16 protein-coding genes are annotated in these 19,902 nt (G+C 74.3%); 8 read left to right on the top strand and 8 right to left on the bottom strand.

Annotation, left to right across the window (positions count from 1 at the left end; all coding sequences use genetic code 11):
• Nucleotides 1-66 precede the first annotated feature (66 nt).
• On the bottom strand, nt 67-441 hold the full coding sequence (locus tag ABT014_RS22530; protein ID WP_350640809.1) for a hypothetical protein: 375 nt from the start codon (nt 439-441) through the stop codon (nt 67-69).
• 354 nt (nt 442-795) lie between these two features.
• On the opposite strand from ABT014_RS22530, the gene ABT014_RS22535 reads away from it, so the two are divergent.
• Entirely contained in the window at nt 796-3,825 is a 3,030-nt protein-coding gene (locus tag ABT014_RS22535; RefSeq protein WP_350640810.1) for a hypothetical protein, read from the top strand.
• A 253-nt stretch (nt 3,826-4,078) separates the two neighbouring features.
• Nucleotides 4,079-4,606, top strand: a complete 528-nt coding sequence (locus ABT014_RS22540) for an EF-hand domain-containing protein (RefSeq protein ID WP_350640811.1) — start codon at nt 4,079-4,081, stop codon at nt 4,604-4,606.
• 53 nt (nt 4,607-4,659) lie between these two features.
• On the opposite strand, the gene ABT014_RS22545 is transcribed toward ABT014_RS22540, so the two are convergent.
• From ABT014_RS22545 to ABT014_RS22555, 3 genes are all read right to left on the bottom strand, one after another.
• Nucleotides 4,660-5,328 carry a hypothetical protein gene (locus ABT014_RS22545; RefSeq protein WP_350640812.1) on the bottom strand — a complete coding sequence of 223 codons (669 nt, stop codon included), beginning with the start codon at nt 5,326-5,328 and terminating at the stop codon, nt 4,660-4,662.
• Between the two features lie 119 nt (nt 5,329-5,447).
• On the bottom strand, nt 5,448-7,085 hold the full coding sequence (gene dacB, locus ABT014_RS22550; RefSeq protein ID WP_350640813.1) for a D-alanyl-D-alanine carboxypeptidase/D-alanyl-D-alanine endopeptidase: 1,638 nt from the start codon (nt 7,083-7,085) through the stop codon (nt 5,448-5,450).
• A 305-nt stretch (nt 7,086-7,390) separates the two neighbouring features.
• A complete protein-coding gene (locus ABT014_RS22555; RefSeq protein WP_350640814.1) occupies nt 7,391-7,669 on the bottom strand; it encodes a hypothetical protein in 279 nt (92 codons plus the stop codon).
• 147 nt (nt 7,670-7,816) lie between these two features.
• Between ABT014_RS22555 and ABT014_RS22560 the strand changes: the two genes are divergently transcribed.
• The 3 genes from ABT014_RS22560 to ABT014_RS22570 are packed head-to-tail and all read left to right on the top strand — an operon-like array spanning nt 7,817 to nt 11,649.
• Nucleotides 7,817-10,159 carry an FHA domain-containing protein gene (locus ABT014_RS22560; RefSeq protein WP_350640815.1) on the top strand — a complete coding sequence of 781 codons (2,343 nt, stop codon included), beginning with the start codon at nt 7,817-7,819 and terminating at the stop codon, nt 10,157-10,159.
• 9 nt (nt 10,160-10,168) lie between these two features.
• The gene (locus ABT014_RS22565) at nt 10,169-10,693 is read left to right on the top strand and encodes an SH3 domain-containing protein (RefSeq protein ID WP_350640816.1); all 525 of its coding nucleotides are present in this window, start codon (nt 10,169-10,171) and stop codon (nt 10,691-10,693) included.
• On the top strand, nt 10,690-11,649 hold the full coding sequence (locus tag ABT014_RS22570) for a serine/threonine-protein kinase (RefSeq protein ID WP_350640817.1): 960 nt from the start codon (nt 10,690-10,692) through the stop codon (nt 11,647-11,649). The genes ABT014_RS22565 and ABT014_RS22570 overlap by 4 nt, the downstream gene beginning before the upstream one ends.
• Nucleotides 11,650-11,672: 23 nt before the next feature.
• On the opposite strand, the gene ABT014_RS22575 is transcribed toward ABT014_RS22570, so the two are convergent.
• Together ABT014_RS22575 and ABT014_RS22580 are read right to left on the bottom strand one after the other, a co-directional pair.
• Entirely contained in the window at nt 11,673-11,978 is a 306-nt protein-coding gene (locus ABT014_RS22575) for a hypothetical protein (RefSeq protein WP_350640818.1), read from the bottom strand.
• A gap of 88 nt (nt 11,979-12,066) precedes the next feature.
• On the bottom strand, nt 12,067-13,281 hold the full coding sequence (locus ABT014_RS22580; RefSeq protein ID WP_350640819.1) for a streptophobe family protein: 1,215 nt from the start codon (nt 13,279-13,281) through the stop codon (nt 12,067-12,069).
• 518 nt (nt 13,282-13,799) lie between these two features.
• Between ABT014_RS22580 and ABT014_RS22585 the strand changes: the two genes are divergently transcribed.
• Complete coding sequence (locus ABT014_RS22585) at nt 13,800-14,873, top strand: DUF6777 domain-containing protein (protein ID WP_350640820.1); 1,074 nt, start codon at nt 13,800-13,802, stop codon at nt 14,871-14,873.
• 124 nt (nt 14,874-14,997) lie between these two features.
• Here ABT014_RS22585 and ABT014_RS22590 read toward each other — a convergent pair whose 3' ends face one another.
• Together ABT014_RS22590 and ABT014_RS22595 are read right to left on the bottom strand one after the other, a co-directional pair.
• On the bottom strand, nt 14,998-15,894 hold the full coding sequence (locus ABT014_RS22590; RefSeq protein ID WP_350640821.1) for a lysophospholipid acyltransferase family protein: 897 nt from the start codon (nt 15,892-15,894) through the stop codon (nt 14,998-15,000).
• Nucleotides 15,891-16,736: a GNAT family N-acetyltransferase gene (locus ABT014_RS22595; RefSeq protein WP_350640822.1), complete on the bottom strand. Its 846-nt coding sequence runs from the start codon at nt 16,734-16,736 to the stop codon at nt 15,891-15,893. The genes ABT014_RS22590 and ABT014_RS22595 overlap by 4 nt, the downstream gene beginning before the upstream one ends.
• A 350-nt stretch (nt 16,737-17,086) precedes the next feature.
• Here ABT014_RS22595 and mptB point away from each other — a divergent pair, with 350 nt between their 5' ends.
• Both mptB and ABT014_RS22605 read left to right on the top strand, forming a co-directional pair.
• On the top strand, nt 17,087-18,511 hold the full coding sequence (mptB, locus tag ABT014_RS22600) for a polyprenol phosphomannose-dependent alpha 1,6 mannosyltransferase MptB (RefSeq protein ID WP_350640823.1): 1,425 nt from the start codon (nt 17,087-17,089) through the stop codon (nt 18,509-18,511).
• Complete coding sequence (locus ABT014_RS22605) at nt 18,508-19,806, top strand: glycosyltransferase 87 family protein (protein ID WP_350640824.1); 1,299 nt, start codon at nt 18,508-18,510, stop codon at nt 19,804-19,806. The genes mptB and ABT014_RS22605 overlap by 4 nt, the downstream gene beginning before the upstream one ends.
• The last annotated feature ends 96 nt before the right edge of the window (nt 19,807-19,902 follow it).

The raw sequence follows: 19,902 nt of genomic DNA on the forward strand, positions 1-19,902 counted from the left end.
CCCGCCCGCGCCGCCCCCGCCGCCGGGCCCCCTACCCGCGCCCGGGCGCGGGTCGGGGCACCGCGCTCACCGCTCCTGCGCGGCCGCGCCGGACGGCCACTCCACCGCGCCGCGCCGGACCACCAGGGGCTCCGCCGCGCCGTCGCCCGGTCGCCTCAACTGGCCCACCACCAAGGGCCCTTGGACGCCGCTGAGCCGCGCCAGCCCGACCAGCAGGGTGTCCAGCGCCGGGAACTCGTCGGCGCGGATCTCCCGATGGGCCGTCACCGCCCAACCGTCGCCCGCCTCGCCCAGCGCCCCGCAGTCCGCCAGCAGCGGCTCCGCAGCCGCCCCACAGCGGTGGTCCGCCTGCCCCAACTGCCATTGCAATTCGGCCAGTTCGCCCGCCCCGACACCGCTCGGCAGCAGCACCGACAGGGTCATCTCGTACGTGTCGCTCACCTGCCCAGCCTAGAGCTCGGTGCAACGGTCCGGGGGAGGACGGGTCCGCGACCCGTCCGACCTCCTGGTTCCGTCCGATCCCGGGCCGCACCACGGGGCGGTGGTAGGCGCGCCCGGGCTGCGTGACGTTCGGATCGGCGGCCCGCCATCCGGGCGTGCGGGTGGTTCCCGGTGGTGCTGGGGAGGGCCGTTGGTACGGCACTGTTTCTGGCCATTTCGCCCGAAGCGTGCTGCTGCTGTGATCGTGCTGTGTAGGTTCGCGATCCGGAAGGCGTCATTCGCCTTGGCGCCCGGCGCAGATGGGGCCCGGTGCCGTGCCGCTCCACCTTCTCCTCTCCGCAGACGGGATTCGTGATGACCACCCCGAGCACCGGAACACCCGCCACCACCCCGACCGCCCCCGCGAGCACGTCGCCCGCGTTCGAGGTGGACAAGGCGATGCTGGACGGCGCGACGCCCAAGGACCTGCTGCCGAGCACGGGCAACTACCCGACGGAGATCGTCCGGTACCGCTCGGTGGTGCTGACCGACATCCCCAACGCGAAGCCGGCCCGCAAGCTGACCGGGGCGATCGACCTCGGCGAGGAGAACCTGCCGTTCTACGACCGGCCGGCCGAAGGCATGATCGTCACGACCGAGCAGAGCTGGTCGGCCCAGGGCGTCACGCTCGGCCGCCTCCTGCACAGCCTCGCACTCGCCCCTGGGGAGAGCACCAAGGTCGCGGTCGTCGACTGGCAGGGCACCACCAAGGCCACCGGCACCGAGAAGACCACCGAGGCCGACACCCTCTCCTCCACCACCGACCAGAACCGCTCGATCAGCGAGGTCGCCAACGCCATCGCCCGCGAGGAGCAGCACGGCGACTCCATGGGGCTCCAGTTCAGCAAGTCGTCCAGCTCCGGCGGCAGCGCCGGCTTCGCGTTGTTCAACCTCGGTATCGGGGGGAACTGGAGCAACTCGGAGAACACGGGCTTCTCGACCGCGGTGTCGCGCTCCACCGGGGTGAAGTCGGTGGCGGACGAGGCGACGCAGCGGATCAGTGCGCGGACCCAGCAGCTGGCGACGGCGGCGCGCAGCCGGAACATGACGGTGGTGCGCGAGACCTCGCAGTCGGAGAAGGACCAGGTGCTGACCCGGGTCGTCACCAACTACAACCACATGCACGCGATGTCGGTGCAGTACTACGAGGTCGTCCAGGTGTACGCCGTGACGACCAGGCCGACCAAGCTGGAGCGCTGCCTTTTCATCCCGCTCCAGGAGTTGACGTTCACCTACTCCAGTCTGCAGCGGTACAAGGAGGTGCTCGCCTCGGCGGCGCCGACCGACTGGGCGGCGAAGATCCGGGCGGCGAACCCCTTCGACACCACCGTGCGCAGGCTCGACGCGCTCACCGCGCCGGAGGCACTCCAGGCGCAGGTCTTCGACGGAGTGGACCTCGCGGAGATCGCCGCCGGCCCCATGGGCGTCCACGGGGTGCGCAAGGCCGACGGCAGCCCGGTGCGGTTCGACCCGGTGGCCCGGCAGTGGAACCCGCTGCCCACCACCGGACTGACCGGCGGCCTGACCCGGATCGCGCCGGGCAAGGACGTCGTCTGGGGGCTGCGGGCCGACCGGACGGTCGTGCACTTCGACGGGACCACCTGGCGCGCCGATTCCCAGGACTTCAAGGGGATCGCTCTGGTCTGCGGAGGCGACGGCACGCTCTACGTCGTCGCGGCGGACAACACGCTCTGGCAGCGGACCCTGAACACCCCGTGGCAGACGTTGAACGTCCAGGCGGACGAGGTCGCCGCCACCGGCAGCAAGGTCTGGTACATCCGGCAGGGGAAGACGTACGAGCGGAGCGCCACCGGCTGGACGGAACGGGCCCAGGGGAGCCTGCAGCGCCTGTTCGGCACCGCCGACGGTGTGCTCTGGGGCTCCGTGAAGACCGCGAACGACGGCGCGGCGGCCCTCGTGCTGGAGCCTGGTGCGGCGAACTGGGCCCAGACCACCAACCCCTACCTCAAGTTGGCCCTGACCGCGACCACGGCGGTGGTCTCCGCCGTCGGCGGGGACTACTGGCTGCTCAGGACCGACGGGACGCTGTACCGCCTCCTCACCGCGCAACGGGAGGCCCCGGCACCGTTCGACGTCCAGCCGAAGGCCGACTCCCCCTACGCCTCCAGGATCGACGTCTGGTACGACGACGCCGGCATCCGCAGCATCCAGGTCGTCTTCCCCGGCCAGACCGCCCGCTGCGGCGACACCGGCGGCTCGGGCGTGCTGCGTCAGGCCTCCTACACCTTCGGCGGCGCCGACAAGCTGATCTCGGTCGACGCCTGGTCCGGCACCGCCGCGCGTGGCAGCCTCGCCGGGCTGCGGCTGACGATGACCTCGGGCGTGGCCAACTTCGGGATCGCCGAGACCGCCACCGTGGCCCCCGACCTGACCGAGGACGCCGGCGGCGCCTCGGCGATCTGCGGGCTGTTCGGTTCGACGGTGAAGACCGGCAGCCGCACCTACGTCTCCTCGCTCGGCTTCTACGTGCGCGGCGGCAACGTCTCGCAGGCGGTCCTGGACCACCTGAACGACAACCGCCGCCACTACAGCCAGGCCGTGTGGGCGAACGCCGACGAGCTGACGCTCAGCCGCATCCTGGCCAACTACTCGTACGCGCCCTCGGGTTCGAGCGCGGCGCCGGTCCCGCTCGGCATGCTGCTGGACCCCAAGCCGATCGCCGCCACCGGCAACTACCTGGGCTTTCGCTGGAACTTCACCAGCGAGCAGGAACGCGAGACCTGGACCAACACGCGGAAGGCGGCCGACAACACCTTCGGGACGCCGGTGACCAGCACGGTCGCGATCGCCACCAAGGGTGTCTTCGCCGAGGCCGTGCTCGGGCGGGCCAACTCGGCGGAGAAGATCGACCTCACCCGGTTCTGGAACTGGAAGGACTCGCCCATCCAGATCACGCCCGCCGACATCGCTCCGGTCTCCACCGCCTCGCGCGCGCAGAACCTGGACACCAAGGTGGCCGCCCTGAGCCCCTCCGAGGCCAGGTACACGCCGCTGGTGGCGATGCCCGACCCGGCCGGCCTCCAGACGGCGCAGGCCATCGCCACCGCCAACCTGTTCCGGGACATGAGCGGCATCAACACCGTCAGCCAGGTGCTCACGAAGGGCATCGAAGCCGCCGCGAGCAACGACAAGGCGGCCGGTGAGCGCGGTCAGGAGGCCCTGAAGACCGCCACCGAGCACCTGCAGAAGATGCAGGAGCTCGCCAACGACGCCGCTGCCAAGGGGGTGTCGGCCGGGGCCGGACTGCCGGCCGGAGGCGGCAACCTCAGTGCCCTCGGCGGCCTGCTGAACCAGGGCGGCAAGGAGGGTTCGGCCAAGAAGTAACCCGGCCGCACCGGCGCCCGGTACGGCGTTCGGCCCGCCCGCGGCCCGCCCCGATCCGTCCGGGCGCGGGTCGCGGACGGTCCTATCGACCGGTTGTCCGACTACTCGGCCGCTCCGGTGACCCTCCTTGACCGGGTGGTTCGTGGCCGAAAGGATGGCGTGAGGATGGCGCCGCGCTCCCGATCGTCCTGTTGGGATGGGGAGTTGACTCCGGCGCGCGCCAACCCCGCGACCACCCATGAGAGGACCGGACATGGCGGACGGCATCCGGGAGCGCAAGCTCCACCGGCACTTCGAGCTGCTCGACTTCGACGGGAACGGTTACATCGAGCAGAGCGACATCGCCGAGTTCGTCGAGCGGATCACCGAGGCCGCCGGCGCCGAAGGCACCCCGCAGGGGCAACGGTTCAAGCAGGACGGCGACCGGCTGTGGCAGCAGCTGGAGCAGGCGCTCGACGCCGACGGCGACCGGCGGATCAGCCGGGACGAGTTCGTGGGCGCGGTGGACCTGCACGCGGTGCTGAACGAGGCCGTCAAGCTCGGTGCCGCCGCCTTCGACGTCACGGACACCGACCAGGACGGCCGGATCAGCATGCAGGAGTGGATCCGCAAGGACCAGAAGCTCGGCGTGCCCCGGGCGGAGAGCGAGCAGGGCTTCCGGTGCCTCGACCTGGACGGCGACGGGTTCGTCAGCAAGGCCGAGTACGTCAAGGGCGTCGAGGAGTTCTACCGCAGTGACGACCCGCAGGCACCCGGCAACTGGGCCTTCGGCAGGTTCTGAACCCCTGACCCCCCGGCCGCCCGCGCCGCCCCTCGCTGCGCCCGGTGCCCGCCTCAGCTCTCCTGCTCGGCCGTTCCCTCGGCCGCGCCGGCGGGTTGGTCCTCGTCGGCGCGCTGGGCAGGGAGGTCCTCGGCGGGGAGATCCTGGGCGGGCAGGTCCTCGGCGAGCAGGGCTCGCGCCGGCACCACGTCCGACTCGTCCGCCTGCTTGCCGAAGTAGATGACCCTGGCCCGCCCGCGCCAGGCCGGGTCCGCGCAGACCAGGCCCTCGGGGTAGGCGGGGTAGCCGTACGACTCGACGTAGTCGGAGCGGCGGCGGTAGCTGCGCAGGTAGACGCCGTCGCCGTTGGGGGAGCCGTTGTCGTTGGTATTGCCCGCCACCACCGTGATGGTGTCGATGGTGTAGGCGATGCAGAGGCCGGTGTGGGTGCCGCCCGGGCCGTCCGGGTTGCCGGGCGCGCCGAAGAACACCTGGGCGCCGATCGCCGGGTAGACCGACAGCCGGCCCCGCTGCTTGAACCAGCCGCGCCCGATCGAGCAGGAGGCGGTGTTCGGGAAGTACGCGGCGTTGCCGGTCTCCCGGGCCACGGCGGCGACGAAGTCGGCGCACCAGCTCTCCGGCGGCCGGTTCAGCTCCGCCGAGAAGCGGTTGGCGTTGCCCGGGCCCTCCCGGTAGCCGATCCAGCTCCGGGCCTTGTCGATCATCGCGCGTGCGCCTGCCATGGTGCTCCTCCCAACGGCGGGGCCCTGCCGACCGGCGTCGACAGGGCCCTGGTCAGGGAGATGGTGCGCCGACGACCGAGTCCGCAAACCGGTCGGCCGGCGACACGCCCGACCGCAGGTCAGCAGCGGGTGAACAGTTCGCAGTCGTCCCAGCGGGTGCCGCCCGGAACCTCGGACGTCGCGGCGGTCGCGGCGGCTGGGGCTTGGGCGGAGCGCGCACCCGGCGCGCCGAATGACTTCACGCCGGGGGCGCTGCTCGGGGTGCTACCGGTGGCGCCCGGGTGGCCGCCGGCCAGTCGGACGGCGATCGAGTCGATCACCGAGCGCGGGCTGGCACCCGCGAAGTTGTTCAGCATCACGGTGAAGGCCAGCCGGCGCCCGTCGGGCGCGGTGGCGTAGCCGGACAGGTTGTCCACGCCGCTCATCGAGCCGCTCTTGGCGTGCACGTTGTTCTCGGCGGCGGTGCCGCGCATCCGCAGCGCCAGGGTGCCGCCGACCAGCCGCTCCGGGTTGCCCGCCACCGGCATCGCGTCGTACCAGGCCTTGAACCACGGCTTGTCCTGGGCGACCTTGAGCAGCCCGGTCATCTTGGCCGGGGTGATCAGGTCGTAGCGGGACAGGCCGGAGCCGTCGACCTGGCGCCCGGCCGGGTTCTCCAGGCCGTTGGCCTTGAGGAAGTTCTTCACCTGCGCCAGCCCGGCGGTCCAGCTGCCCTGGCCGCCCTTGACCTTGCCGAGCTCCTTGGTCAGGTGCTCTGCCAGGCCGTTGTTGCTGATCTTCAGCATCGGCACGATCAGCTCGCCGATCGGCTTGGAGTCGTGCGAGGCCAGCGGCTGCGAGGCCTCCGTCCCGGTGGCGGACGCGACCGGGCGGACCACACGGACACCGTGCCGGGCGAGCGCGCCCGCGAACACCTGCCCGGTGTAGTCGGTCGGGTTCTCGACCGTGGTCAGGAACGAGGAGGGTGCGGCGCCGGCCGCGACCGAGCCGGTCAGCGCCAGCTCGTTGACCCCGCGCCGCCGCTCGACCCCGGCGCCGCCGCCGCTGCCGGCGGCGCCGGTGGTGATCGTTCCGGACAGCTTCACCGGCGCCTCGGCCGGGAACAGCGAGACCTTCGCCGCGTCACCGGCGGCCGCACCCGGGGTCACCGTCACCTTGACGGTGTCCATCGTGTACTCGGTGTCGGTGGCCACGGTCAGGCCGGAGATCTGCGGGCTGTACGAGTACGGCTCGTCGTCCCAGGCCCAGCCGGGGCCGAGTGGGGTGGAGTCGTAGCGGGTGCCGTCGGCCAGCACCCGGCCGGTGACGGTGGTGATGCCGGCGGCCTGGACCTTGGCGGCCAGGTCGTCCAGGTCCTGGGGCAGCAGGCTCGGGTCGCCGCCGCCGCGCAGCACCAGGTCGCCGACCAGGGTGCCGTTGTAGCGGGTGCCGGTGGTGCGCACCTCGGTGGTGAAGCGGTGGTCGGCGCCGAGCAGGTCGAGCGCGGCGGCCGAGGTGACGGTCTTCAGCGTGGACGCCGGCGTGAGCAGGGCGTCGGCCTCGTGCTGGTAGACCACCTGGCCGGTGGTGGTGTCGATGACCTGGACGCCCGCCTGGGCGTTCGCCAGCCTGGCGTCCGCGAGGATCGCGTCCAGGTCGGCCACGAGGGTCGGGTCGGCCGGGGTGGCGGTGTCCGCGGCGGCGGAGCCGACCAGCAGGGAGGCGGCGATCGCGGCCGCCGCCAGGGGCAGGGCGCGGCGCTTCAGGCGTGTGGGCAAGACTGCTCCATGGTCCGGACGGCGGGGAGCGCATCGCCCGGTGCCGTGCCCGGTGACCGGACACGGTCGGCCACAACCCCCCGTTGGCGTGTGCCGGACAGATCATAACCTGACAAACCATCAGCGAATTCCCAGGTCGGCCCACCCGCGGACGGCCCACGACAGCGGCCCGGGATCACCACGGAGCGGGCACGCCGAAGCGGCGCCCGAACCACGGCCACCACCGGCCATTCTCGGCCGCCCCGGTATCGCCCCCGTATCGCGCCACCCCCCCCGCAGGGTCCGCCAGGCCCCGCAAGGGCCCGTCAGGCCTGCGGGGCGACCGCCTCGTGATCCGACTTGACCGCCTCCACCAGCCGCTGGTGGAGCTCCCGGGCCGCCGCCTCGTCGGTGGCCGGCACCGGGCTGCCCTCCACCGTGAACCAGTCCAGCGCGCCGCTGTACTGCACCGTCATCCGCGCCTCGCCGTCGATCCACATGGTGTGCACGGTGAGATCGCCCTTGATCACGCCGATCTCGACCGTCCGCACCCCGCCATGGCCCGCCAGGATCCCCTGCGTCGTCCAGGTCGCCCAGGTGTTCACCAGCCCACTCCCAATCCGGCGCCGCACGCACCGCCTCGCCCTTCCCTCACAGGTACCCACCCTGCGCCCGACGGAGCCCGATGTCACCCCGACGGCTCAATCCCGCCCCCCGGGCGGGTGGCTCCCGGCGGGACTAGCATCGTCGGTATGGCAGAGCGACAGTTCGCGCTCACCGCGCCGAAGCTGGTTCTCGAGGCCGCTGGCGACACCCGGGTGATCAATCCGGGCCGCAGTTACCACGTCGGCCGTGACCCGGCGAGCGAGATCGTCCTGACCGACCCACGGGTGTCCTGGCACCACGCCGTCCTGCACGTCGGGGACGGCCACTGGATGCTCGACGACGTCGGTTCCACCAACGGTACCTACACCGAGGGGCACCGGATCCGGCACCTGGACGTCGGCCCCGGCAGCGAGCTGCGGTTCGGCAGCCCGGCCGACGGCCCCCGGGCCACCCTCAGCGCCGTGCGCGAGCCGCCCGCCGCCCCCCGCCGACGGCCGTCCGCGCTGACCTCGCTCACCGGCTCGTACCGGCCACCCACCACCGTGCGTCCGCTGCCCGTCAAGGTGATCCGGATCGGCCGCGCCCCCGACAACGACGTGACCGTGGCCGACCTGTCGGTCTCCCGGTACCACGCCGAGCTGCGGCCCCGCTCGGACGGCAGCTACGAGATCGTCGACCTGGGCAGCCACAACGGCACCTACCTCAACGGCCAGCCCGTCGACCGGGCCGGGGTCGGCCCGCAGGACCTGATCGGCATCGGCCACGCGATGTTCTGCCTGGTCGGCGACGAGCTCCAGGAGTTCGTCGACACCGGCGACATCGACCTCGACGTCGACGACCTCACCGTCACCGTGGGCGAGGGCCGCCGCCTCATCGACGGGATCAGCTTCCCGGTCGGGCAGAAGACCCTGCTCGCGGTCGCCGGCCCCAGCGGCGCCGGCAAGTCCACCCTGCTCAACGCGCTCACCGGCCTGCGCCCCGCCGACCAGGGCACCGTCCACTACGACGGCCGTGACCTCTACCGCGACTACGCCGAGCTGCGCCGCCGGATCGGCCTGGTCCCGCAGGACGACATCCTGCACACCCAGCTACCGGTCCGCCGCGCCCTGCGCTACGCCGCCGAACTCCGCTTCCCCGGTGACACCGACCCCACCGAGCGGGCCGCCCGGGTCGAGGAGGTGATCGGCGAGCTCGGCCTCGAGAAACGCGCCGACCAGGTGATCTCCAGCCTCTCCGGCGGCCAGCGCAAGCGGGTCAGCGTCGCCCTCGAACTGCTCACCAAGCCCTCCCTGCTCTTCCTCGACGAGCCCACCAGCGGCCTCGACCCCGGCATGGACCGCTCGGTCATGCAGATGCTGCGTGGCCTCGCCGACGACGGCCGCACGGTGGTCGTGGTCACCCACAGCGTGCTCAGCCTGGACCTCTGCGACCGGCTGCTGCTGCTCGCCCCCGGCGGCCGGATCGCCTACTACGGCCCGCCCGGCGAGAGCCTGGACTACTTCGGCTTCACCCAGTGGCCCGAGGCCTTCGAGGCCTTCGAGAACGAGACCGACCGCGACTGGGCCGGGCAGTACCGCGGCTCCGAGCCCTACCGCCGCTACATCGCCTCGGCCTCCCCGGCGCCCGGCCGCCCCGCCGCCGCGCCGCCGGCCGTCCACCCGCCCCCGCCACCGCCGCAGCGCTGGCACCGGCAGGTCGGCACCCTGGTGCGCCGCTACGCCAGCGCGCTCACCGCCGACCGCACCTTCCTCGCCGTGATGATCGCGTTGCCGTTCGTGATGGGCGCGATGGCCCGCGCCCTGGCCGGCAGCAAGCTCACCGTGGACTCCGCGCTCAACGCGCTGCTCATCCTGTGCGTCGGCGGCGTGCTCACCGGCGCCGCCAACGCGGTGCGCGAGCTGGTCAAGGAACGCACCATCTACCAGCGCGAGAGAGCCGTCGGCCTGTCCAGATCGGCGTACCTCTGCTCGAAGATCATCGTGCTCGGCACCATCACCGTGGTGCAGGCCGTCGTCCTGACCATGGTCGCCCTGGTCGGCGTGCAGCTGAGACCCGGCGGCGGGGGCGGAGTCCTCCTGCCACCCCTGGTCGAGATCACCCTGGCCGTCGCCCTGCTGTCGCTCACCGCGATGATGCTCGGGCTGGTGATCTCCGCGCTGGTCAAGAAGGAAGAGGTGACCATGCCGCTGCTGGTGCTGGTCGCCATCATCCAGGTGGTGTTCTGCGGCGCCCTGCTCCAGCTCGGCTCCATCCCCGGACTCAACCAGCTCTCCTGGCTGGTGCCCTCCCGATGGGCGCTCGGAGCGATGGCCAGCACCATCGACCTGCACGCGATCGTCCCCGGCGACCTCACCGGCGACCCGCTCTTCAAGCACCAGACCTCCACCTGGCTGATCGACATGGGCGCCATGGTGGCCCTGTCGGTGCTGTACGGCCTGCTCGTCGCCCGGCTGCTGCGCCGGCACGAACCCGCCGTGATGCGGCGCTAGGCGGCGGCGATGGGGATCCCGTCCGAGTTCCACCCGACCCATGTCGCGCCCGCCGACGGCCTGCAGACCTGGTACTCCCCGGACCCGACCCGCCCGGCCGTCCGGCTGGACCCGCTGCTGCCCGTCCGGCTGGCCGGCACCGAGGGCAACTGGGCCCGGGTCGTCTGCGCCAACGGCTGGACCGCCTGGGTGGACGGGCGGCTGCTGGTCACCCTGCCGCACCGGCCGCCCGGCACCGGCCGGCCGCTCGGCACCACCGACGACCCGCGGCCGCTGCTCGCCGCGCTGGAGCACGCGCTCGCCGACTACCGGCAGCTGGTCGACGAGTACGCCGACGGCCGGATCGACCTGGCCACCTACCAGGCCCGCAGCCGCGGGCTGCGGCTGGGCGCGGTGCTCGACGGCACCCACGCCTGGCTGCTCGACCTCGACCACAGCCGCTGGTTCTACTGCGACGGCGCCCAGCTGCAGACCTTCGCCGCCGTCGACCCGGACGCGGCCGAGGCGGCCGGGAGCGCCGGGGAGCGGCCGTGACCACGACAGCCAGGTCCGACCTGACCGGCCACCAACTGGCCGGCTACCGGCTGGGCAGCCTGATCGGGCGCGGCGGCATGGCCGTCGTCTACCGGGCCGAGGACCTGCGCCTGGGCCGGACGGTCGCCGTCAAGCTGCTCGCGCCGGAGCTGGCCCGCAACGACGTGTTCCGGCAGCGCTTCGCCCACGAGTCCAAGGTCGCCGCCGCCATCGACCACCCGCACATCGTCCCGGTCTACGAGGCGGGGGAGGCGGAGGGGCTGCTCTACATCGCGATGCGGTACGTGCGCGGACGCGACCTGCGGGCCCTGCTGGACCGGCTGGGCCCGCTCGACGTGGCGCAGACCGCCCGGATCGCCGGGCAGGTGGCCTCCGCCCTCGACGCGGCGCACGCCCACGACCTGGTCCACCGTGACGTCAAGCCCGGCAACATCCTGGTCGCCGAGGGCACCGACCCCGAACACCCCGAGCACGCCTACCTGACCGACTTCGGCCTCACCAAGAAGTCGCTCTCGCTGACCGGCCTCACCACCGTCGGCCAGTTCGTCGGCACCCTGGACTACGTCGCCCCCGAGCAGATCTCCGGCAAGCCGGTGGACGGGCGCTGCGACGTCTACAGCTTCGGCTGCGTGGTGTACGAGATGCTCTCCGGCGCACCGCCGTTCGAACGCGACGACGACCTCGCGCTGCTCTGGGCCCACCTGCACGACGCCCCGCCGCGCATCACCGAACGCCGCCCCGACCTGCCCACCGCCCTCGACCCGGTCCTCGACCGCGCCCTCGCCAAGGCCCCCGAGGACCGCTACGACGGCTGCCTCCCCTTCGTCGCGGCGCTCCGCGAGGCCGCCCACCCCGAACCCCCGGCCGCACCCGCACCCGCCCCCACCCCGGAACCCACCGCCGACCCCGAGGCACCACCACCCCCCGCCTGGGCCTGGCCGGTCTTCGACACCTGAGCACGGCCACGGCGGCCGGCGGGTCAGCCCCGGAACACCTCCCACGTGGTGGCGGACGGGTCCGCCCGGGTCGCCCAGTGGTCGAGCGGCAGCGCCGGAAGGTGCGCGAGCGAGGGGTCGCGCTCGATCAGGTGCGCGGCGTGGATCAGCCGCGGGGCGCCCATCAGCCACCGGGGCTCGACCGCGGAGAAGGCCTGCCAGTCCCCGTCCCGGTCGAGGTGGACACTCACCACGGGCTGCCCGCGGTGCACCCGCTTCGAGGCGAACACCGGATCGTCCGGTGCGAGAGAGTGCAGCGGACCGCAGTCCTCGTGCGACTCGGCGGTCACGTCGGTCTCCTCGTTCGATCGGACCCCCATCCCAGCACAGGGCCGCCTAGTCGCCGAGGCCGGGCCCGGCTCGCCCTGACCGGTCGGCCTACGGGCGGTGGCGGCGCAGGTGGGGGGCGAGCAGGGCGCCGAGGAAGCCGGCGGCCGCGCCCCAGGCGGCGCCCAGGGGGATGGCGACCAGCAGGTTCGGTTGCAGTTCGGTGGAGCCGCGGCCGCCGAGGCCGAACAGGTCCAGCCCGATCGAGGCCGAGATCCGGGTCAGCACGCCGATCAGCAGCATCGCGACCGCGAGGGACACCGCGAGCTGGACGGCGTGCCGCCAGGCGGGGACGGTGGGCGGCGCGTGCAGCGCGGTGCCGACCCCGGCCAGCAGGACGGTCACCGCGGCGAGGGGGAGCAGCAGCCAGGCACGGCCGTCCTGGTCGGCGAGGGTGCCGAGGTCGAGGGTGACGTCCTGGCCCGAGTGCAGGACGGCGGCCAGCGGTTCCGGTACCGGCAGGCCGATGGTGTCCGAGACGTGGCCGTGCCAGGAGGCGCCGAGGCCGACGCCGAGCGCCAGCCAGGCCAGGTTGGGCAGGCCCAGCAGGATCACCGCCATGACCTGCCGCGGCTCGCCCTGGGTGAAGACCGCCACCACACCGGCCACCAGGCCGAGGGCGACGTAGACCAGCACCAGGTTCAGCACGGCGTGCGCGGCCGGCCGGACGGTGGAGTGGAACCGCAGCAGGGAGCTCGGCAGCGGGGTGCGCCGGGAGACCGCGAGGGCCAGCGCCAGCACGATCAGCAGCCAGAGCAGGCCGATCCCGACGGCCGGCAGCGTCTCGACCTTGAACCCCACCGTCGGCGACGCCCCGAGCAGCCCGCCGAGCTCGTCCAGCAGGTCCTCACCGGTGGACACGGTGAAGCTGTGCTCGGCGCCGAGCGAGATCAGCAGGACCGCGATCACCCACAGCACCGCCGTCCGGGCCACCCGCCCGAGCAGCTCACCCGGGTGGACCACCGCGTGCAGCCGCAGCGGGCGCAGGAACAGCGCGCCGGCTGTGAGCGCGCCCACCAGTGAGACCGTCAGCGGCACCACGTCGATCCCGCCCTGAGCGGTGGCCACGAACGCGGCGCTGCCCTCCAGTTGGGCCGGTGCGCCGAGTGCCAGCAGCAGGGTGGCTGCCAGCACCGCGCCGAACCCGCCGCCGGGCAGCGAGTCGGCGCCCGCCGACCACAGCCCCAGCGCGGCCACCGCGCTCATCGCGGCGAGCGCGGCCACCACCGTCACCAGCGCGGCGGACCAGCGGCGGAGCTCGGTCACGGCGGGCGCGCTCCCTCGTTCGGTCGGTCGCATGCGGGCTCCCGGCAGGTCGGCCCCCCGCTGCCCCGGCCGGGTCCGGCCGGACCTGTCCAGCTTGGGTCCTGACGGGACGATCGGCGAACCGGTGGCCGGTACGCCGGGCGCCCGCGGGAAGTCGCGGGCCGGAGGGGTGGCGCTCAGAATGAGGCCCCGGGGGCCCGTCCGGGGCTCCGGGGGGCCCGTGTTCCGATCCGTTCCGATCCGGAGGATGCCCGGTGAGTTCCCAGCCGCCGCCCGACCCGCCGCCCGAGCCGCCGTCAGGCCCCCGCTCCGGGCCGTCGTCCGGTTCGCCGTCCGGCCCGTCACCCTGGCCGCCGTCCGGTTCCTCCGGCAGCACGTCGCCGGAGCGCCCGACCGAGTCAGCCTCAGGAGGGGCTTCCGGTCCGCCGTCCGGCCCACTGTCGGGTCCCGAGTCGCGACCCGACCCGGGCCCGGCGCCGACCGAGGCGGCCGACCAGCCGCCCCCGGTGGTGCCGCCGGTGCCGCCCAAGGGCCCGCCGGACCGGACCGTGGTGTCGGGCAGTGGCGGCGGAGGTGGCGGCGGAGGAAGCAGCGGCGCCGGCGGGAGCCCGCGGCCCTGGTGGCGCGGCCCGCGCGGGCTGGCCGTGCTCGGCGCGGTGGTGGCGGCCGTGATCGTGCTGGTGGTGGTGCTCAGCAGTGGTGGCGGCTCGAAGTCGCCCACCAGCAGCGGCACCCCGACCTCCCAGCAGGTGGCGCTGCAACCGGTGGGCGACGCCGGCCCGGATCCCTTCACCGCCTCGGTGGCCGCCGCCGAGAAGGCCCCGTCCGGCGCGGCCACCGCCTCTCCGCCGGCCGGCGGCACCCACAGCGGTGACGAGCCGGGGCTGTACGCCGGCTCCCGGACGGCGCCGAGCTGCAACGCGGCCCAGCTGGCCGACTACCTGAACGGCGACCAGGCCAAGGCCAAGGCGTGGGCCCAGGTCGAGAACATCGATCCGAGCGGCATCTCGGACTACCTGCAGGGGCTGACCGCGGTCGTGCTGCGGGCGGACACCCGGGTGACCAACCACAGCTACAGCAACGGCCAGGCCACCGCCTACCAGGCGGTGCTGGAGGCCGGCACCGACGTGATGGTGGACGACCGCGGGCTGCCCAGGGTGCGGTGCGCCTGCGGGAACCCGCTGCTGCCGCCGGGACCGGACTCCGGCACGGTGGACTACAGCGGCACGCCGTGGTCGGGTTTCCACAGCGAGTCGGTGGTGGTGGTGACCCCCGCGTCGAAGCCGATCACCAACTTCGTCCTGTTCGACCCGCAGAGCGGCGGGAACGCCACCCGGCCGGCTGCCAGCTCCTCGGCCTCCGCCGCCAAGCCGTCGGGCTCGCACGCCTCGACCTCGGGCTCGGCCTCGACCTCGGCGAGCACCCGCCCGACCGGGTCGACCACCCCCACGACGTCCACCTCGCCCAGCACCGCCAAGTCGTCGGCGGCCTCCTCGGCCCCGGCCTCCAAGAGCAGCCCGCCGGCACCGGGCCCGTCCAGCGGGAGCCCGGCGGCGGCGCCCCCGGCGGCGGGCGGTGACCCGGTGAGGTGAGGCCGTCCGGCGCCGGTCCGCGGGCCGGCCGGCGGGCGGGTACGGCCACCTGGGCGATCCGGGTCCGGACGGCCGTACCCGCCCGCCCGGACCACCCGTCCTCCCGCGCGCCGGCCCGGGGCCGTCAGCTCCACCGGCTGCCCCGGCCGGCGGTCGCGGCCCGGCGCTCCCCGGTGGGGTGCCGGTGCGGCCCCGCCGCCGCGAGGTGGTACTCCCGGACGGCCGGGCCCGACCCGGTGACGGCGGCCTGTGCCGCGTCCGCCAGGGCCCGGCGCCCCGGGTGGGTGCCGGGGGTGATCGGCGGCAGCACGGTCACCTCGCCGACCAGCCCGCGGGCCGCGACCACCCGGCGGACCGAGGCCAGCAGCCCGTCGTCCCCGACGAAGGCCGAGACCGTGGTGGGCTCGCCGCCGGCCGTCCGGTAGCGGATCGTCACCGGCAGGACCGGGACGCCCGCGTCGATCGCGGCCTGGAACAGCGCGGGCCGGAACCGGCCGGCGCCGCGCCCGCACCAGGTGCTGCCCTCGGGGAAGACCACGACCCGCTCCCCGCGGCGCAGCGCCGCCGCGATCTGCTCGACCGTGCCGGGCAGCGAGCGCAGCCGGTCGCGCTCGATGAACAGGGTGCCGCTGCGGGCCACCAGGCCGCCCAGCACCGGCCACGCGCCGACCTCGGTCTTGGCCAGCATCCGGCCCGGCCGGACCGCCGCGACCAGCGCGATGTCCAGCCAGGACACGTGGTTGGCGACCAGCAGGGCGCCCCCGCGCCCGGCGGCGCGGTCACCGCCGGAGCGGATCCGCACCCCGAACCCGGCGGCCACCGCGCGCGACCACACCCGGACCAGCCGCTCCCGCTGCGCCCGCGGCAGCCGGCGCACCAGCGGGCCGAGCGAGATCCCGACCGCCAGCACCGTCAGCCCGGTGATGCACCGCAGCAGGCGCAGCGGCACCGGGACGGTGCTGGTGGCCGGGCGGACGCAGTCCTCCGGGGTGCACGGGGCCGACGGCAGCCAGGCGCTCACGCGGAGGGTCCGGTCGGGGTGGCTGGCGTGCTCTGCCCTGCCGACAGGAAGTGCCGCAGGTAGCGCGGGTCGGTGCGCTCCAGGGAGAGCAGCACGAACAGGTCCGCCACGTTGAAGTCCGGGTCGTAGGCGGGCTCGCCGCAGACCCAGGCGCCCAGCCGCAGGTAGCCGCGCAGCAGCGCCGGGACGGGCGTGCGCTCCGGGCGGACGATGCCGCTCGGGTCCCACACCCGGTGCGGGGCGACCCGGTACTCGGCGGGGGACAGGTGGCGGGCGGCCATCGCGTCCCAGACCCCGGCCGCCGTGCCGCCGCCGTCGCCCAGCGGGACGGAGCAGCAGCCGGCGATCCAGGTGTGGCCGGCCTCGGTCAGGTAGCGGGCGATGCCGCCCCACATCAGGTTGATCACGGCGCCGTTGCCGCGGTGCTCGGCCGCGATGCAGGAGCGGCCGACCTCGACCAGGTCGCCGCGCACGCCGGCCAGGTTGGACAGGTCGAACTCGCTGTCGGAGTACAGCCGGCCGGCCTTGGCCGCCTGCGAGGGGCGCAGCAGCCGGTAGGTGCCGACCACCTCGCCGGTGGTCTCGTCGCGGACCAGCAGGTGGTCGCAGAAGTCGTCGAACTCGTCGACGTCGAAGCCGGGCAGCGGGGTGTCCAGCACGGCGCCGAGCTCCTCGGCGAACACCTGGTGCCGCAGCCGCTGGGAGGCCCGCAGGTCGGCCTCGTCGCGGGCCAGCGAGACGGTGTAGGTCGGCGTCGCCGCGGGTGCGGTCCGGCGGCGGGGGGCCGCGGCCGCGGCGCCGTCGACGGTGGCCGGCAGCGTGAGAGTGGTAACTGCAGTCATGGCGAACTCTCCGTGGATTCGCGGGCGATGGCAGGGCGCGAGGAGCCGGGCACCACCAGGTCCGGGACGACCGTCACGCGATTGGCGTGGCACCCGTATGTCTCCCCGAGTGGGCTGGCGTCGCGGTGGCCATTCGGGGGAGCGCAGATGTGCACCGGCTGAAGGCCTGGCTGCGCCGCCCGGAGCGGCCCGGTCCGCGGTCGTGGCCGGTGCGACGGGTGGGGTGGGCCGGCGTGGGCCCTGGGCTGCGGCGGTCCGGAACCGGCCAGCTGGCGGTCACCTCCGGGCCAAGGGCGCGTCGCCGTCAGGACACCGGGCCCTGGCAGCTTGTCCGCATGCCGATCCGGGGTGTGGCCACTGACCCGTACTGGTGCCGGACCCTCGGATTCGCGGGGACGGCGGCGCTCGCGGTAGGTGGCCTCGCCGCGGGCGCGCTCCCGGTGGGGGAGAGCTTCGGACCGCTCCGCGGCCACCCCCAACTCGGGCTGCTCGTCGTCTACTTCGGGCTGATCCTGCTGATCGCCGGCTGGCTCCGGCTGGGCCAGGTGGTCCGCGGTCCCAACCCGCCGTCCGCCGGCTCGCTGGTGCTCACGCTGAGCCTGTGGGCCGCGCCGCTGATCGCCGGGCCGCCGCTGTTCAGCCGCGACGTGTACAGCTACCTCGCGCAGGGCGCGATGGTCGACGGCGGACTCGACGTGTACGCCCACGGGCCGGCCGACCTGGGCGGCCCGCTGGCCGAACAGGTGCCCGCCGTCTGGCAGTTCACGCCCGCGCCGTACGGTCCGGTGTTCCTCTCGCTGTCCGGGGCGGTGGCCGGGGTCACCGGCCACGCGGTGTACTTCGGGGTGCTGGGCCTGCGCCTGGTCGCGCTGCTCGGGGTCGCCCTGCTGGTCGCGCTGACCCCGAGGCTGGCCCGGTCCTGCGGGGTCGACCCGGGCGTGGCGCTCTGGCTCGGTGCGCTCAACCCGCTGCTGCTGCTCCACCTGGTCGCCGGCGCGCACAACGACGCGGTGATGCTCGGACTGCTGGTGGCGGGCCTGGTACTGGCGCTGGCCCGGCGGCCGCTCTGGGCGGCCGCGCTGGTGACCCTCGCCGCCCTGGTGAAGGCGCCGGCGGCGCTCGGACTGCTGCCGCTCGCCGCGATCTGGACCGACCGGCTGCGCGGCCGGGCCCGGCTGCTGCGCGCGCTGTCCGCCAGCGCGGCGGTGGCGACCGGCACGGCGGTGGCGGTCACCGCCGCGACCGGCACCGGCTACGGCTGGGTGCACGCGCTCTCCACCCCCGTCTCGGCCGGCAACTGGTCGCTGACCAGCGCGCTCGGCCGGGCCACCCGCGGACTGGCGGTGCTGCTCGGCCTCGGGCCCGCGGAGTCCGCCGTCCCGCTGTGGCGCTGGCTCGGGTTGGTCGGCGCCGCGCTGGTGCTGGTCCTGCTGTGGGCCGCCCGCCGGACCACCGACCCGGTCCACACGCTGGCCCTGAGCATGACCGCGCTGGTCGCGCTCGGCCCGGCGCTGCGGCCCTGGTACGCGCTGTGGGGCGTGCTGCTGCTCGCGGTCGCCGCCACCGACGGCCGAATACGCGGCTGGGCGGCGCCGGTCAGCGCGGTGCTCGCGCTCGCCGTACTGCCCAGCGGATTCGCCCCCGAGCTCCCGGAGTTGGCGCTCGCGGTGGCCGGCGCCCTGGCCGCCCTGACCTTGCTGTACGGCCTGCGGCTGCTGCCCGGCGGCCGGCCCGCGCCGCTGGCGCTCGAACCGAGGGGGAGGGCCCTGTGGTGAAGCCGACCACGACCGCCGGCCGCGCCGGTACGCTGACCGCGCTGGCGGTGGCGACCGGGGTGTTCCTGGCCGTGATCCCGGGCCACCGGGGCTGGTTCGACGTCGGGGTCTACTACGGCACCGTCCAGCACTGGACCGCGGGCGGCGCGCTGTACGACTACACCCACCCCAACAGCACCATGGGGTTCACCTATCCGCCGTTCGCCGCCGTCTGCATGCTGCCGATGGCGCTGATCGGCTGGCACACGGCGGTGGCGGTCAGCGTGACGCTGAGCGCGCTGGCCGCGGCCGCGCTGCTGCTCTGGCTGGTGGACCCGATCGCCCGGCGGCACGGCTGGAACCGCTGGTTCACCTTCGGGGTGGCCGGCTGCCTGCTGGGGCTGCTGGAGCCCGTCCGGGACACCTTCAGCTTCGGCCAGGTGAACCTGCTGCTGCTGGCCCTGGTGCTGAGCGACTGGTGGCTGCTGGCCGGTGCGGGGCGCGGGGGCGCGGGCTCCGGACGGACGATCGCGGGGCGCGACCCGAGCCGGTACGCCGGGATCGGGATCGGCCTGGCCGCCGCGTTCAAGCTGACCCCGGCCGTGTTCATCCTGTACCTGCTGGTCACCCGGCGCCGCCGGGCCGCGCTGGTCGCCACCGCGACCGCGGCGGGCGCGACCCTGCTCGGCCGGCTGGCGGCCCCGCAGGCCTCGCACGCCTTCTGGACCGACCTGCTGTGGAACACCGACCGGGTCGGCTCGCTCTCGTACGTGTCCAACCAGTCGCTGCAGGGCATGATCGCCCGGCTGGCTCCGCAGGTGGCCGGGCACGCGCTCTGGGGCCTGGCGGTGCTGGCGGTGCTGGCGCTGTGGGCGTACCGGGTGCACCGGGCGGCCGCCGCCGGCGACGAGCTGACCGGGTTCGCGCTCACCGGGCTGACCTCCTGCCTGATCAGTCCGATCACCTGGATCCACCACCTGGTGTGGGTGCTGCCCGCGCTGGTCCTGCTGGCCGACGCCGGGCTGCGCGAACCCGTCGGCTCCGGCCGCCGCAGGAGGCTGCTGACCGCGGCGGGCGCGGGGTACGTGGTGCTGTGCAGCAGTGTGGTGTGGATCTGGCGGTTCGACACCGCGAGCGTGGGCGGGCTGCTCGGCGGCAGCACCTACCTGTGGATCACCCTCGGCCTGCTGATCGCCCTGCCGGTGCGGCCACTGCCCGCCCGCCCGCTGCGGGCCGGCCCGCTCCCGCCGGCCGGACCGGCCGATGCGCGCAGGCATGAACGTCTGACCGTCAGTTCGGAACCAGGAACGCGCTGATTCGAACAGTTCCTGGCCAAGGGCTCCGTGCGGGCGGGCCGGCGCGTCAGAGTACTCTCGGGCGCCGGCCCGCAGTTCGAACCCGTACGAGGATCC

The organism is Kitasatospora sp. NPDC094015 (genome assembly GCF_040304075.1).
Taxonomy (GTDB): Bacteria; Actinomycetota; Actinomycetes; order Streptomycetales; family Streptomycetaceae; genus Kitasatospora.